This is a genomic window from Pedobacter sp., assembly GCF_041662865.1.
Taxonomy (GTDB): domain Bacteria; phylum Bacteroidota; class Bacteroidia; order Sphingobacteriales; family Sphingobacteriaceae; genus Pedobacter.
The window spans coordinates 1-15,230 of sequence record NZ_JBAZRL010000064.1; the positions used below are offsets into that span (position 1 = coordinate 1).

Annotated in this window: 14 protein-coding genes and 4 tRNA genes; 14 read left to right on the forward strand and 4 right to left on the reverse strand. The window is 33.5% G+C overall.

Annotated features, from left to right (window positions below; all coding sequences use genetic code 11):
- The 3 genes from WC622_RS15050 to WC622_RS15060 all read left to right on the forward strand — a co-directional run.
- On the forward strand, nucleotides 1-1,754 hold a 1,754-nt coding region (locus WC622_RS15050), incomplete at its 5' end, for a TonB-dependent receptor domain-containing protein (protein WP_372820526.1).
- A gap of 111 nt (nucleotides 1,755-1,865) precedes the next feature.
- Nucleotides 1,866-3,293: a hypothetical protein gene (locus WC622_RS15055; RefSeq protein ID WP_372820527.1), complete on the forward strand. Its 1,428-nt coding sequence runs from the start codon at nucleotides 1,866-1,868 to the stop codon at nucleotides 3,291-3,293.
- 140 nt (nucleotides 3,294-3,433) lie between these two features.
- Nucleotides 3,434-3,763: a hypothetical protein gene (locus tag WC622_RS15060; protein ID WP_372820528.1), complete on the forward strand. Its 330-nt coding sequence runs from the start codon at nucleotides 3,434-3,436 to the stop codon at nucleotides 3,761-3,763.
- A gap of 2 nt (nucleotides 3,764-3,765) precedes the next feature.
- Here the strand turns inward: WC622_RS15060 and WC622_RS15065 are convergent, their stop codons facing one another.
- Together WC622_RS15065 and WC622_RS15070 are read right to left on the reverse strand one after the other, a co-directional pair.
- Nucleotides 3,766-4,974 carry a hypothetical protein gene (locus WC622_RS15065; protein ID WP_372820529.1) on the reverse strand — a complete coding sequence of 403 codons (1,209 nt, stop codon included), beginning with the start codon at nucleotides 4,972-4,974 and terminating at the stop codon, nucleotides 3,766-3,768.
- A gap of 275 nt (nucleotides 4,975-5,249) precedes the next feature.
- Nucleotides 5,250-7,001, reverse strand: coding sequence for a lysophospholipid acyltransferase family protein (locus tag WC622_RS15070; protein WP_372820530.1), 1,752 nt, complete (start codon nucleotides 6,999-7,001; stop codon nucleotides 5,250-5,252).
- Nucleotides 7,002-7,157: 156 nt separating this feature from the next.
- Here WC622_RS15070 and WC622_RS15075 point away from each other — a divergent pair, with 156 nt between their 5' ends.
- From WC622_RS15075 to WC622_RS15085, 3 genes are all read left to right on the forward strand, one after another.
- Complete coding sequence (locus tag WC622_RS15075; RefSeq protein ID WP_372820531.1) at nucleotides 7,158-8,066, forward strand: ComEA family DNA-binding protein; 909 nt, start codon at nucleotides 7,158-7,160, stop codon at nucleotides 8,064-8,066.
- On the forward strand, nucleotides 8,067-8,594 hold the full coding sequence (locus WC622_RS15080) for an adenine phosphoribosyltransferase (protein WP_372820532.1): 528 nt from the start codon (nucleotides 8,067-8,069) through the stop codon (nucleotides 8,592-8,594).
- Between the two features lie 261 nt (nucleotides 8,595-8,855).
- Nucleotides 8,856-10,007 (forward strand): acyl-CoA dehydrogenase family protein, encoded by a 1,152-nt coding sequence (locus WC622_RS15085; protein ID WP_372820533.1) that lies wholly within the window; start codon nucleotides 8,856-8,858, stop codon nucleotides 10,005-10,007.
- Between the two features lie 45 nt (nucleotides 10,008-10,052).
- Here WC622_RS15085 and WC622_RS15090 read toward each other — a convergent pair whose 3' ends face one another.
- The gene (locus WC622_RS15090) at nucleotides 10,053-10,439 is read right to left on the reverse strand and encodes a hypothetical protein (RefSeq protein WP_372820534.1); all 387 of its coding nucleotides are present in this window, start codon (nucleotides 10,437-10,439) and stop codon (nucleotides 10,053-10,055) included.
- Between the two features lie 223 nt (nucleotides 10,440-10,662).
- Between WC622_RS15090 and rpsU the strand changes: the two genes are divergently transcribed.
- A complete protein-coding gene (rpsU, locus tag WC622_RS15095) occupies nucleotides 10,663-10,857 on the forward strand; it encodes a 30S ribosomal protein S21 (RefSeq protein ID WP_055132547.1) in 195 nt (64 codons plus the stop codon).
- Nucleotides 10,858-10,920: 63 nt separating this feature from the next.
- Here rpsU and WC622_RS15100 read toward each other — a convergent pair whose 3' ends face one another.
- On the reverse strand, nucleotides 10,921-11,697 hold the full coding sequence (locus WC622_RS15100; protein ID WP_372820535.1) for a hypothetical protein: 777 nt from the start codon (nucleotides 11,695-11,697) through the stop codon (nucleotides 10,921-10,923).
- 260 nt (nucleotides 11,698-11,957) lie between these two features.
- On the opposite strand from WC622_RS15100, the gene WC622_RS15105 reads away from it, so the two are divergent.
- From WC622_RS15105 to tuf, 7 genes are all read left to right on the forward strand, one after another.
- On the forward strand, nucleotides 11,958-12,842 hold the full coding sequence (locus WC622_RS15105) for a tyrosine-type recombinase/integrase (RefSeq protein WP_372820536.1): 885 nt from the start codon (nucleotides 11,958-11,960) through the stop codon (nucleotides 12,840-12,842).
- Nucleotides 12,843-12,855: 13 nt separating this feature from the next.
- Nucleotides 12,856-13,203 (forward strand): ribosome hibernation-promoting factor, HPF/YfiA family, encoded by a 348-nt coding sequence (hpf, locus tag WC622_RS15110; protein ID WP_372820537.1) that lies wholly within the window; start codon nucleotides 12,856-12,858, stop codon nucleotides 13,201-13,203.
- 207 nt (nucleotides 13,204-13,410) lie between these two features.
- Nucleotides 13,411-13,483 (forward strand) — tRNA-Thr (locus tag WC622_RS15115).
- Between the two features lie 43 nt (nucleotides 13,484-13,526).
- Nucleotides 13,527-13,609, forward strand: a tRNA-Tyr gene (locus WC622_RS15120).
- A 63-nt stretch (nucleotides 13,610-13,672) separates the two neighbouring features.
- Nucleotides 13,673-13,745 (forward strand) — tRNA-Gly (locus WC622_RS15125).
- Nucleotides 13,746-13,819: 74 nt separating this feature from the next.
- A tRNA-Thr gene (locus WC622_RS15130) sits at nucleotides 13,820-13,891 on the forward strand.
- Between the two features lie 128 nt (nucleotides 13,892-14,019).
- Nucleotides 14,020-15,207, forward strand: a complete 1,188-nt coding sequence (tuf, locus tag WC622_RS15135) for an elongation factor Tu (protein ID WP_372820538.1) — start codon at nucleotides 14,020-14,022, stop codon at nucleotides 15,205-15,207.
- Nucleotides 15,208-15,230 lie beyond the last annotated feature (23 nt).

The window sequence follows — 15,230 nt, forward strand, 5'->3', positions numbered from 1 at the left end:
TTTCGGTTACCTACCGTAATTCACAAACCATTAATAACGATGTAGTTCGCGATTATGTAGATGTTGATTATAGAGATAATGTATATAAATTCTCTACTAATTTAGGAGGGATTGCAAACTTCGCATATACTTATGGTAAAAGTAAAATTACCTTCAAAAATATCTATAACAGAACTTACGACGATAATTTTCTGTCGCGGACTGGTTTAAATAATAGCGTTGGTGGTGGGGTAGATGTTAAGTTTTTTGCATTTGATTTAATGCAGAAATCATTATTTAAATCAACATTGGAAGGTACTCATCCAATTGGAGAAAAAAGCGGTAAAATTAATTGGTCTGCAAGTTATAGCAATATCTTAAACGACCAGCCAGACCAAAAGAAAGTTTCTTATTATAGAAACAGATCTGATGTTGGAACCTCAGATTATTTATATAATGCTAATATAACCACGTTAGGTAAAGAAAATACTAGATTATATTCTAAGTTAAATGAAGATGATTTTTCTGGGGCATTAAACTATACTTTGCCAGTAAAAATGTTCAGTCAAACTTCAACTTTTAAAGCCGGATTAAGCGCTTTGTATAGAGACCGAACCTTTGATGCTAGATTTTTAGGCTTACAATTAAATACAAGTGCTCCAGGTGCTGCAGAGGTAAGGCAACGCTCATTAAGTACTTTATTTGGTAGCGATGTTCTAAGTAATGGAACTTACACCTTGGATGAAATTCCAGGTGATGCAGATAGTTACACAGCTAATTCATTAACTAATGCTGGTTATTTAATGCTAGATAATAAATTAGGAGCAAAATCTAGATTAGTTTGGGGTGTTCGTGTAGAGCAATTTAATGTAGTGTTAGATGCTAAAAATCCAACTCCTCAAACATCAGTTGATGAAAATTATTTAGATATATTGCCATCTGCAAATTATACCTATAGTTTGTCTCCTAAAATTAATTTAAGAGCATCATATTACAGAACATTAGCTCGCCCCGAATTTAGAGAGCTTTCGGCAGGTTCATTTTATGATTATGAATTATTAGCGCAACAACAAGGCGATCCAAACCTTAAAGAAGCAAAGATTGATAATGGCGACATTCGTTTTGAGTTCTATCCTCAAGCTGGTCAAGTAATCTCTGTATCGGCTTTCTACAAAAAGTTTCATAATGCAATTGAATCCTTCAATAACGACGCAAATTCTACCAGAACAATTACGTACATTAATACTGATAACGTAAATGTTTACGGGATAGAATTCGAATTGCGTAAAACACTTGATTTTATCTCGCCAATAGATTTCTTAAAGAAAACAACCTTCTATACTAACATTTCCATTATTAAGTCGAAAGTAGAAACTAACAATACGGGAATTAACCTATTAGAACCTAACCGCCCAATGGTTGGTCAGGCTCCTTATGTTATAAACGCAGGGTTACAGCATAGTTTCTTAAATGATAAACTAAGTTTTAATGCGCTATATAATAGAGTTGGCCGTAAGTTAAGCATTGCGGGTGGCCGTCTTTTCCATGGTGTATGGGAAACACCCCGAGATGTTGTGGATTTACAGTTAGCCATGAAAGTATTAAAAAGTAAAGGAGAACTGAAATTTAATGCAGGTGATATCTTAAATCAACGTAATACATTTTATTTTGATAATGACATGAATAAAAAATATAGTGTTGTTAACGGAGACTATACTTTAAGTAGTTATAAACCAGGTAGCAACTATTCGCTATCATTTTCATACACTTTCTAATGTTAATTTATTGTTAGCCACCCAAGGAAATTAGTAACGATAACTTAAAGAAATTTTAACCAACGAGTTATATCCAAAAAGCATTTTTGTAAAAATAAAAATTTAAAACAAATGAAAAAACAATTATTACTTTGCGCAATGAGCGTATTGATTTTCTTGGCAAGCTGCTCAAAGAACAGTGGCGGTGGTGATATTAATCCTCCTGTTAATTCAAATACGGTTGAAGTTTCTGCTGATGTTACTGCAGCAACTACATGGACTGCTGATAAAATATACGTTTTGAAAGGAAATATATTCGTAACAAATAACGCTACATTAACAATTGAACCAGGAACTATAATTAAAGGTGATAAGGCAACTAAGGGTGCTTTAATTATTTCTAGAGGTTCAAAAATAATGGCAGTGGGTACAGTTGATAAACCAATTGTATTTACATCAAGTATTGCTGCTGGTGCACGTGCTCAAGGAGATTGGGGCGGTATTATCTTGTTAGGTAAAGCACAAAATAATTTAGGTACTTCTGTAACTATAGAAGGTATTTCTGATAATAGCGATAAAGGCAAACATGGCGGTACTGATAATGCAGACAATTCGGGTACATTAAAATATGTACGTATAGAATATGCAGGTATTGCCTTAGGCCCTGATAATGAAATCAATGGTTTAACATTTGGTTCTGTTGGATCAGGTACTACAATCGATTATGTAGAGGTTTATCGTTCTGGTGATGATGCCTATGAATGGTTTGGTGGCGCTGTTAATTGCTCTCACTTATTAGCTATTGATTCATGGGATGATGATTTTGATACAGATAATGGTTTCTCAGGTAAAGTTCAATTCGGCTTATCTCAACGTTTAGCAGTTACTGCAGATGTTTCTGGATCAAATGGTTTCGAGTCTGATAACAATGGTGCTGGAGATAACACTACACCTCAAACTAGTGCTGTTTTCTCTAACATGACCGTATTAGGTCCTGTTGGTCAAGGTTCTGTAAATGCTAACTTCCAACACGCAGCTCAAATTCGTCGTAACTCTGCAATCAGTATTTTCAACTCAGTTTTTGTAAACTATACCGAAGGTATTTTTATTGATGATGCAGCACCTGCTGGTGGTACAGCTAATTCTAGTGCTAATTTAATCGCTGGTAGATCTGTAATTGCGAATAACTTAATTTATGGTTGTAACAGCAAATCAAATCAAATTAAAGCATCAAACACTACTGCTTTAGCTTTGGTTACACCTTTATTAACTGCAACCAATACTTTTGAGCCATCTTTAAATACTACTACTATCTTTAATGATCCTTATAGATATTCGTCTGATTTAGTTGCTACTGCAAAAGTTGGTAGACCAAACTTTACCGTAATAGCTGGTTCTGCTGCTGCAAGTGGTGCTCTATTTACTGATGCTAAGTTGTCATCTGGAATTGACAAAACCGTAGCCTTTAAAGGTGCTTTCGGAGCTACTGATTGGACTACTGGTTGGGCTAGTTTTGATCCACAATCTTTAGCATATACAACTCCTGGAGCTGTAAAATAATATAAGAAATTTAAATAGAAAATGCTGCTTCAACGTTATAGTTGAGCAGCATTTTTTTTTGGTAGATTTTTCATTCAATTATTAGATTAAATATGTAGCGAAAGCTGTTTAGTTTACGTATTGATAATAAATAAAATGCTATGAAATCTCAATCTTTACTTTTAAAATTTCCAATCAAACTTTTGATAGCCATAATTTTATGTATAGCTACTTTATCAGCTTGCAAAAAAGAGGATGCGAGAATCAGTGATGCAACCTATCGAGAAATTGCTTGGAATTATTTAGACCCAAGTTCAAAAACTACTGTAACCACACAATGGCAAAAGGCATCCGTTACTTATGAAAAACGTGATAATAAAGATATGGTTACTGTAATGTTTAACACTACCCAAGATGCTTTACTAGGTCCTATATTTGTTTATATTGATAGTAAAAACCAAAAAGTTGTGGGTATTGGTGCAAGATTCTAACATTATCTATTCAAAGGATCATAATGATAAACAACCTCATAAGGTTTGTTTTTTAAACTGGCAGATAATTCACCGATACGTAAATTTTGTTTTTGTGGCGTAGGTTCACAAACAGTGTAAGATTTGCCATTATAAATAACAGGATTACCAATTGGTTTATCAAATTGCACAGCCATTGTAATGTGTGTAGGATAAAGCAAGGCTATCATTGGTAAATTATAGATTTCCTTTACTAGATAAAAGAATAATGCAGCCCGATCATCGCAATCGCTATATTTTGTTAATAGAGTTTGCTCAGGCGATAAGCGCTTTTCCTTACCGAAATTCATGTCATCGTCCTCATATAAAAAAGCATAGCGAGTAAAACGCATTAAATAATCGACACCATTTTTTTTGCTCATTCCTTTTAAATTTTCTTTTAATAGAGGAATAAGAGATTGATAAGTTTCATGGCTAAGTGGAATATTAAAGTAAGATTCAAAATCCACAACAGGATAATTCACAAAAATTGTTTCTATTTCTGTATTTAACTTAACCTTAAAATGGTAATCTTTATGTTTATAATTAAATGCAATTTGCTTTTCTACATAATCTTCAGGCTTAAAATCAGGCATTCGAGTAACTTTATAACTAAAAGCTGCTGTAGCATTTGGCACAGCAATTTCAACTGGCTTATAAACATTTTCTCTTTTAAATAACTTACCATAATCGTGGTAGTTCAAACACATGTATTTTTTTTCATTAATCATGAAGAAAGGAATATCAGAAATATCTTCATCATTGCGTACATAAAATATGATTTGATTATTTCCTACTGCAACTTTCGCATCATAACCTGATTTCGACATCAAAAACCATTTATACAACGTATAACGATTATAATTCTCAGCCTTAGGGCTAATTTGTTCAGCTGTTTTTCTAATTAACTGATAATAAAGCCAATCGTTTAATTTATTTTTTTCTTTATAAGACAGTAATGATTTTACCGCATCCTGATAATGACTTGAATTAATTTTAGTGTAAAATGCAGTTACAGATTGGCTACTCAACTCTTGGTTAAAACTAATATTTACACTCGAATCAGCTTCAAAATTCAAAGTGCCATCATAGAAATCAAAGCTATAGCGTTGCGCTTTAGCGAGAGCAAATGAAAACACTAATGTGATGATAATTAATGCTTTAAACAAAGTATGTTTAAACGACTTTTTCAACTGTTAACAATAAGGATATATTAAATATACATAAAATTAACACCAAATAATTTACTTTATTGCGTGTAAAACCTGAAATTTTTAGAGAAATGAGTTTTTCTTAAATCTCATGTTAAATAATCTTAAGATAATCTCGATTTTATAAAGGCTTAACATACCTAACTTACTTTTGCAATGTTAAATATCTGGTTAATATTTAACAGAACAGTTTAGGTTAGTTGATAACAAAAAGCCCCGATGGATGTCAGGGCTTTTGTTTTATAGTTGGTTTTTAGTTAGAAATTCTTGCCAATTTTTTCGAGCATTTCAGCTGGAATCTTATGTACATCAACCACCAAAAATCCATCCAAACAATCTGAAAATTTAGGGTCAATGTTAAAGCAAATAATCTTTGCATTCAAATTCATGTACTGTCTTAATAAGACTGGAATTTTAATGTGTGAATTTTCAATTTCTCCGATTAATCCGTCCAAATCTTTTAATGAATCACTACTTTCTACTAATAAATCAGTATCAATAGGACTAAGATCTGCCTTAAACTTATTTTTCGGTTTTACGTAATGAGCTAGCTCGTAATCAAAATGATTTTTAATAATATAATCTACAATAATGGACTTAGATAGCTTAGAAAAACTATTACTGATACTAACAGGGCCAAACATATAACGATACTGAGGATTTAAAACTAAATATTTTAAAATCCCTTTCCATAGTAAAAATAATGGTAATGGTTTTTGCTGATATTCTTTTCTTATCCAAGATCGACCTAATTCAATTCCTTGCCTTAAAATCGGATAGAAAGGTTCTTTAATTTTAAATAATTCCGATAGATAGAAACCTCTACGGCCCATTGTATCTAAAATTTCATCTCCTTTCCCAATGCGATAAGCGCCTACAATATTTTGTAAATCTTTATCCCAAATAAATAAGTGGTTGTAATAAATATCGTAATTATCTAAGTCAATTTTTTTATTCGTCCCCTCACCAACTTCTCTAAAAGTAATTTCACGTAAGCGACCAATTTCTCTTAAAATATTTGGAATACTAGAAGTAGGGGTGATATACACCTCGTAATTTTTCTCTTCCCAAACCCTATAATCTTCCAGTTTTTCAACTTCTTTAACAATTAAATTCCTATCAGTTTCTTCTACTACTTGTGCAGGCTTTTTCTTTCTTTTAAATAGATTAATTGGATTAAATAATTTCTTTTCTTCTTCTAAGCTTGTGCCTAATGCATAGGTTCTTGCTCGTAGAAAATCTAGTAATTTGTTAGTGTCTTTTTTATAGGAGATATCTTCGATTTTAATTGGTTTCCCTATTCTTACTTTAATTTTTAAGCCTTGTTTATTTAAAAACTCTGAAGGTAATTTGGCCGTTCTTAAAGTTGGATGAATAAAACTTAATATGTTAAATAACACGCCATTATTGCCATGAAAATAGATAGGGACAACAGGTAATTTAGCTCTGGAAATTAACTTTCCAACTACTGGATGCCATAATCTATCGGTAACCTCCTGGCTTTCTAAATTAAAAGTAGATACCTCACCAGCAGGGAAAATTCCAATTGGAGTTCCACTTTGCAGTAAATCAAAAGTTGCCTTTAAACCGCTAATACTAGATGAATGCTGTACGTTTTCGAAAGGATTTACAGCCACAAAAAACTCACTAAGATTAGGTATTTTCTTAAGGATAAAATTCACCATTACTTTTGCTTCTGGTCTAACCATGCACAAAAGTTTTACTAATGCTAGTCCCTCTACACCACCATACGGATGATTTGCAATAGCAATAAACCCTCCAGTTTTTGGAATATTTTTTAAATCGTCTTCATCAAAATCTATGGTAACGCCAATAGTCTCTAATATTTTATCAACAAATTCTAATCCGGCAAAATGCTCATTCTTAGAAAATACTTTGTTGATGTCGTTTAACTTCATTACTTCCATTAATAAAGCTGTAAGACCTGGAACGCCTAACTTATCTATATTGGTCGCCTTGGCAAACTCTTGTTTGGTAATAATCTTCATCTAATAGGATGTATTTATTTTAAAGCAATATCAAAAATAAGATTTATATTTAGAGTACCTATGCTAACTATGAAAACATCTTGAATTTTCTTTAACTTTTTACATCGTTAACACAAATCAGGATGACTTCATTACCTATGAAAAATATATATACTAATGAAAACTTGGTTAAATAACTACTTTGGCTTTACAAAGCGAGAGTACAATGCACTATTGACCTTAATGGTCTTTCTATTATTAATAAGCGTACTTCCGTATGTTTATTCCACATTTTGGATTAAGCCGCCTCTAGTTTCAAATGAAGAGCAAGCTGCTATACAAAAATTGATTTTAGTTAATCAGCAAGAACCCAACTATTATGCGAAAATGCGTAACCAAGTCGAAGATAATGAAGCATCTCCAACCACAACTCTTTTCAAATTCGACCCAAACCTAATTGATGTTGAAGACTGGCAAAAGCTAGGTTTGTCAGTAAAGCAAGCGCAGTCAATTGTTAATTACAGAAACAAAGGTGGAAAGTTTTATAAGCCTGAAGATTTGAAGAAAATGTATACCATTTCACCAAAAAAGTTTGAACAATTGGCACCTTACATAACGATTGAAAGCATAAACGCTAAGTATGTAAAACCAGAATATGCAAAGCAAGCACCCTATGTTAAAAAGGAACTTGTTATTGTAGAGATTAATAGTGCGGATACTTTACAATTGGATGAAATAAAAGGGGTAGGAGCAGCATTTGCCAGAAGAATTGCGAAATACAGGGATAAGCTTGGAGGATTTTATAAAAAAGAACAATTAATGGAAGTTTTTGGATTGGATAGCATTAAGTTTAACGAAATAAAAGATCAAATTAAAATCGATGCTCGTAACCTTAAAAAAATAAATATTAATACTGCAGAATTTGATGATCTTAAAAATCATCCATACTTAAAATACAAACAAATTAATGCAATTATTCAATTTAGAAAACAGCATGGAAAATATAATGATATTGCCGATTTAAAGAAAGTAGCTATCTTAACACCGCAAATTATTCAAACTATGGCACCTTATCTTATTTTCTAAATGATCGAAGCAAAAATTAAACAAACCTTACGCGATGTAGCTGATTTTCCTAAGCCCGGAATTATTTTTAAAGATATAACTCCAGTATTACATGATCCAGTATTGTGCGCTGAAATTACGCAAGCTTTAGCTTTGCAACTTGCTGATATTAAAATAGATGTAGTTGCAGGTATTGAAAGTCGTGGGTTTTTGTTCGGTTTAGCTTTAGCGCAAGTATTAAAAGTTCCTTTTGTTCCCATTCGTAAAGTTGGCAAATTGCCTTACAAAACTATTCAGCAATCTTATGATTTGGAGTATGGAAGTGCAACGTTAGAAGTGCATGAAGATGCTTTTAAACCAGGGCAAAATGTGTTAATTCATGATGATTTATTAGCTACTGGTGGTACAGTTGTCGCCGCTTCTAAATTGGTTAATTTATTACAAGCAAATGTTGCAGCGTACTCTTTCTTAATTAGTTTAGATTTTTTAAATGGCAGAGATCGATTAACTACTTTTAGCCCAAATACATTTTCTTTGGCAAGATTCTAATGTGTTGAAAATTAATTATAAAGCAATTCTTAAATATTTTCAATTAAATTCTCTAGTGCTTTCCTTACAAATAATTGAATGAATTAAGTTATTGAACCAAATACCAAAACATTCTACTTTTTGGCGAATAAAAATATGTTGATTCTATTCTATTATTTGCTTATCATTGTTCCTAACCAAATATAAATCTTAAGAAAAGTTTAAATCCAAACGCTTATAGGGCGTTCGATTTAAGCTTTTCTTTTTTTAAACCCTACCTATATGAATACAGGCTTTAGCTTTGAAGTAGCCGAAAATCAAGAAATTATTAAGAAAATGGTAAGCGATTTTGCCGAAAGAAACATTCGTCAAAACGTAATGGAATGGGATGAAGCACAGCATTTTCCAGTAGAGATTTTTAAACAGCTAGGAGAACTTGGTTTAATGGGCGTTTTAGTGCCCGAAAACTATGGTGGCTCTGGTTTGGGTTATCAAGAATATGTAGATGTTATTGTAGAAATCTCAAAAGTTTGTGGTTCAATCGGTTTATCGCTCGCTGCTCATAATTCTTTATGTACAGGACATATTTTGGCTTTTGGTAATGAAGAACAAAAGTTAAGATGGTTGCCAAAACTAGCCACAGCAGAATGGATTGGAGCTTGGGGATTAACTGAAGCAAATACAGGTTCAGATGCTTTACGAATGAGTACAACTGCTGTTTTAGATGGCGATGAATATGTAATTAATGGAGCTAAAAATTGGATTACTCATGGTAAATCTGGAGATGTAGCAGTAGTTATGGTTCGTACAGGTGAAGCTGGTAGTTCTAAAGGAATTTCGGCAATTGTTGTAGAACGAGGTACACCAGGTTTCTCTGCTGGCAAAAAAGAAAATAAATTGGGTATGCGTGCATCAGAAACTACGGAGATGATTTTTGATAATTGCAGAGTTCCAAAAGAAAATTTGTTAGGTAACGAAGGCGATGGTTTTAAACAAGCCATGAAAGTATTAGATGGTGGGCGTATTTCAATTGCAGCATTATCATTAGGTATTGCGAAAGGTGCTTATTTAGCTGCTTTAGGCTATGCTAAAGAACGCCATCAATTTGGTGTGCCTATTTCAAGTTTTCAAGGCATTAGCTTTAAATTAGCTGATATGGCAACAGAAATAGAAGCTGCAGAATTATTAATTCGCCAAGCGGCAGATTTAAAAAATCGTCATTTACCAATGAGCAAAGAATCGGCAATGGCAAAATACTATGCTTCTGAAGTTGCTGTTAGATGCGCAACAGAAGCCGTGCAAATATTTGGGGGTTATGGATATACTAAAGACTTTCCTGTAGAGAAATTTTATCGTGATAGTAAATTATGTACCATAGGCGAAGGTACTTCTGAAATACAAAAAATTGTGATTGCCAGAGAAATCTTAAAATAAATTTACTTTGACAATCTTTCTTTAGATTGTCAAAGCTTTTTATAATTAAGGCAAAGGATCGTGCATGGTTACTACACTATCAACCACATAAACACTAAAACCTCGCCAAGGTAGGGCGCCTTTATATTCCTTATAATGTAGTTCAAAAAATTTACCGCTATTGGCCATCATCTTTTTTGCTACTTCTTCATCAGATACAGAAAACTCAAATTCATTAGATTGAACCGTTCCTGTTTGTCTTGATCTTATTCCAGATTGAATAATTTTTCCTTCATACGTTTTAAAGAGGTAACCCTTTTTTACGATGAAATTTAATTCCCCAGCTTTAACACCTTCGCCAAAAACAAAATAATAGCGATAGTATATTATTCCAGCCAAAATCAATACAATTAAAACTGTTACTATAGAAAAAACCTTTTTACTTGTCGTCATGGTATGTTTTTTAGGTAAATAAAAATAACAAAAGAAATAGGATTATGTGTTTTATTCTATCATAAAACGAAAAACAATATTTTCTGTAAAGATGAATACTATAAAATCTATTAATTATCAGAAGATTTCTTAAAAAACTTTCTCTCTTCCAATATTTTACCTACATTTGCAACCCCAAGCAAAACACGGGATTTAAAACAACGAGAGGAGGTATTTCAACGTTATGATTATTATTAACATTAAAGACGGCGAATCATTAGATAAAGCGCTTAAACGTTTCAAGAAAAAGTTTGAAAAAACTGGTGTATTGAGAGAATTACGTAGTCGTCAGGCATACGAGAAAAAATCCGTAGCTCGTCGTACAGAAATTAAACACGCTGTTTATATTCAGAACATGAACCAAGAAGGAACTTTATAGTTCTATCATTCATATAGAAGCCTTCAGATGTAAAATCTGGAGGCTTTTTTAGTTTAGCAAAAATTAGTGCATCGCAGCAAGAGGCAGTATATCCCAGTCTGCTATTTCATTGGCCCCACAGCTTCCAGGAACAAAAACTACTCCACATATAGCCGCAGGATTAAAAGTCTTACTATTTAGCCTTATTCTAGGCGTTCCTGTGAAATAGGTAATACCTACGCCAAATAAAAAAAGTGAGCCCGCGGGCATTGATAGATTAAAACTTTGAGAGACGGTGGATAGCTGATTTTTCTTGATCTCTATTTCTTCTACTTGCGAAACATTCCATTTTTGATGGGCTAAACAAAAATGTACAAAACGAAAACTCACCACACAGCTGATTGCTTTAACAGGAAACCGCAAATTTTTGGCAATCAAGAATTCTGGCCATATAATTTCTACATTATTGGTTGTAAAGTTAACCATAGGCTTAATTAATAAACTATTGTTTAGTGGTGATGCAAGGTTAAAATCAAAATCTAACAACCTATTGAAACTAGTTTCATTAAAATTGAATTTCCCATTTTTATCAATATGCTGATAAATAAGAGTAGAAATATCAGAATTCATCCGGTTCACCATTGTACTGTCGGCATTGCCATTTATTAGCACATCGAAAGACTGCCTAATAAATTTTGAAAAAGGACTAATAAACTTCCCGAAAACAGAGGCAGACTTTTTAGTTGCCTTACTCTGTTTTACACTTTTAATCTTAGATTTTACAACATTAACCTCACCATGTTTAGCAAAAGTTAAATTTCCAAACGAACCCTTTAGGGTTTTCCCATTATATATTGCCATTCCTAAATAGACAATATTTATGAGTTGTCTAAGACTAAGCTACATTACTTCCAAAGTAAATCCAAACTAAGTCCGCATTAATGCGCAAAAACGCGGACTATACGCGGACTCTATGCGGACTTAATAGGAATAAGAAACAACCAAATCCATAAATAAAAGTGAATTAGAAATTTTAAGAACCTATAAGTTTTTATATCGAAATAAATTTTTCATGTGTTAATTTTTTGTATATTCACAATTACGAATAACAAATAAGGCCTATGCTTATTAGCAGTTTCTTAACTTATCTGCAAACCGAGAAGCGCTACTCTCCACACACTGTACAGTCATACAAAACAGACTTACTTCAATTTAAAGATTTTTTACAAGAGAATTTTGAATTAGAGCTTATCGCTGTTCAAACTCAACATGTACGTAGTTTTATAGTTTACCTATTCGATCATCAAATTTCCGAAAATGCCATCGGGCGAAAAATATCTACATTACGTAGTTTTTATAAACATTTGCTTCGTGAAAAAGAATTAAAAGCAAATCCAATGTTGTTAATAAAGGCACCGAAAGTTCCTAAACGTTTGCCAGTATTTATTGAGGAAGTTAAAATGGATAACCTTTTAGATAATGAAACAAATTTTGAGGATAGTTTTTCCGGACAACGCGATAAAATAGTTTTAGAATTGCTGTTTGGTACTGGTGTTCGTTTAGCAGAATTATTGCGGGTAAAAGAAACCGACCTAAATTTTTATGAAGGAACAATTAAAGTGCTGGGTAAGAGAAACAAAGAACGAATTATCCCTTTGCATGCCGAGTTGATTAAACAACTAAAGGATTATCTTGCCTTAAAATCAATTGAAAAATTTAATAACAAAAGCACTACCTTAATCGTTACCAATACAGGAGCGTCGGCATATCCGAAATTAATTTATCGTATAGTAAATCGTTATTTGACATTAATATCAACTCAAGATAAAAAAAGCCCACATGTATTAAGGCACTCGTTTGCAAGTAGCCTACTTAACAGGGGTGCAGATTTAAATGCAATAAAAGAATTACTTGGGCATGCAAGTTTGGCCGCCACACAAGTATATACGCACAATTCAGTAGAACGTTTAAAATCTATATATAAACAAGCCCATCCAAAGGCATAAAAAAGGAGGAAAAATGAAAATTAGAGTACAGTCGATCCATTTTAACGCGGACAAAAAATTATTAGAGTTCATCCAGAAGAAAGTAGATAAGTTAGATCAGTTTTTTGATCAGATTATTGGAGGTGAAGTTTATTTGAAACTGGAAAATGTAGAAGATGAAGAAAATAAAATATCAGAAATAAAATTAATGGTTCCCGGAATAACACTTTTTGCCAAAGAGCAATGTAAATCTTTCGAAGAAGCTACAGATTTGGCCATAGAATCCTTAAAAAAGCAAATTACAAAACATAAAGATAAAACTCGTGCAAAGTTAAGTGAGCACAAGGCAATATTAAGTGCAGACGAAGTGTCTGATTACTAAGGGGATATTTTCATATCGCATTAGATAAGATTTGGCGGGCAACAACCCGCCAAATTTTTTTTTAAAATATATTTTTTTCAAAGATTAATTTTTGTAGATTTGCATTCCATTTCGGAAGGGGCGTTGGTTCTGAAGAAATTGGAAGTTCTATGAAAGATTAAAATAATATCGAAAACGTTGATTTTATTGAATTAACGAAAGATATAAGCCTCCTTAGCTCAGCTGGTAGAGCAACTGACTTGTAATCAGTAGGTCATTGGTTCGATCCCGATAGGAGGCTCTTTTAGTTTATAGACTTAGCAATAAGTTGTTAAACTAGAAGCGGGGGGATTCCAGAGCGGCCAAATGGGACAGACTGTAACTCTGTTATCGCAAGATTTCGAAGGTTCGAATCCTTCTCCCCCCACAGTCTAATTTTAGATTGTAGATTTTAAATTGACGATATAGTTTGTCAATTGTAAATTAAAAAGCGGAAGTAGCTCAGTTGGTAGAGCGATAGCCTTCCAAGCTATAGGTCGCGAGTTCGAACCTCGTCTTCCGCTCTTGGAAGTTCACTAGTTGAAATGGTTCAATAATTAGCCAAATGAACAAATGAACTAATGAGCTAAAAGAATAAGCCGACTTAGCTCAGCGGTAGAGCACTTCCTTGGTAAGGAAGAGGTCATGGGTTCAATTCCCATAGTTGGCTCTGGTAATAATAAAGAAAAAAACACTTTGTTAAATCTGTAACAACAGAATGAGCAAGGTTTTTTGTATTGAATTTGTATCAAAACAATAAATAAATAAAAAAGTTAACCTACTAATAAGTATAAAAACATGGCAAAAGAAAAGTTTGACCGCAGCAAGCCGCACTTAAATATCGGCACTATCGGTCACGTTGACCACGGTAAAACAACCTTAACAGCAGCTATCACTAAAGTGTTATCTGATGCTGGTTTATCTGAGGCGCGTTCATTTGATTCGATTGACTCTGCTCCAGAGGAAAAAGAAAGAGGTATCACGATTAACACAGCTCACGTTGAGTATTCAACAGCTAACCGTCACTACGCACACGTTGACTGTCCAGGTCACGCGGATTACGTGAAAAACATGGTTACTGGTGCTGCTCAAATGGACGGTGCAATTATCGTTGTTGCAGCTACAGATGGTCCGATGCCACAAACTCGCGAGCACATTCTATTGGCTCGTCAGGTAGGTGTACCTTCGTTAGTTGTTTTCATGAACAAAGTTGATATGGTGGATGATCCAGAATTACTAGAACTAGTAGAAATGGAAGTTCGTGAATTATTATCTTTCTATGAATTCCCTGGTGATGATATTCCTGTAATTCAAGGTTCAGCTCTTGGTGGTTTAAATGGTGATCCGAAATGGGTAGCTAAAATTATGGAATTAATGGATGCTGTTGATAGCTACATTCCAATTCCTCCACGTTTAACTGAACTTCCATTCTTAATGCCTGTTGAAGATGTATTCTCGATCACTGGTCGTGGTACTGTTGCAACTGGTCGTATTGAGCGTGGTGTAATCAACTCTGGTGATCCAGTTGAAATCTTAGGTATGGGTGCTGAGAACTTAAAATCTACAGTTACTGGTGTTGAGATGTTCCGTAAGATCCTTGATTATGGTGAAGCAGGTGATAACGTAGGTTTATTGTTACGTGGTATTGAGAAAACTGATATCCGTCGTGGTATGGTAATCTGTAAACCAGGTTCAGTAACTCCTCACACTGATTTCAAAGCTGAGATCTATGTATTATCAAAAGCAGAAGGTGGACGTCACACTCCATTCTTTAACAAATACCGTCCACAATTCTATTTCCGTACTACAGACGTAACTGGTGAGATTTCATTAGCTGAAGGAACTGAAATGGTAATGCCAGGTGATAACGTTACAATTACTGTAAAGTTAATTAACGCAATCGCAATGGAAAAAGGTCTACGTTTCGCTATCCGTGAAGGTGGTAGAACAGTAGGTGCTGGTCAGGTAACTGAAATTTTAAAATAGTAACCACGAGCCTTTACAGGCTT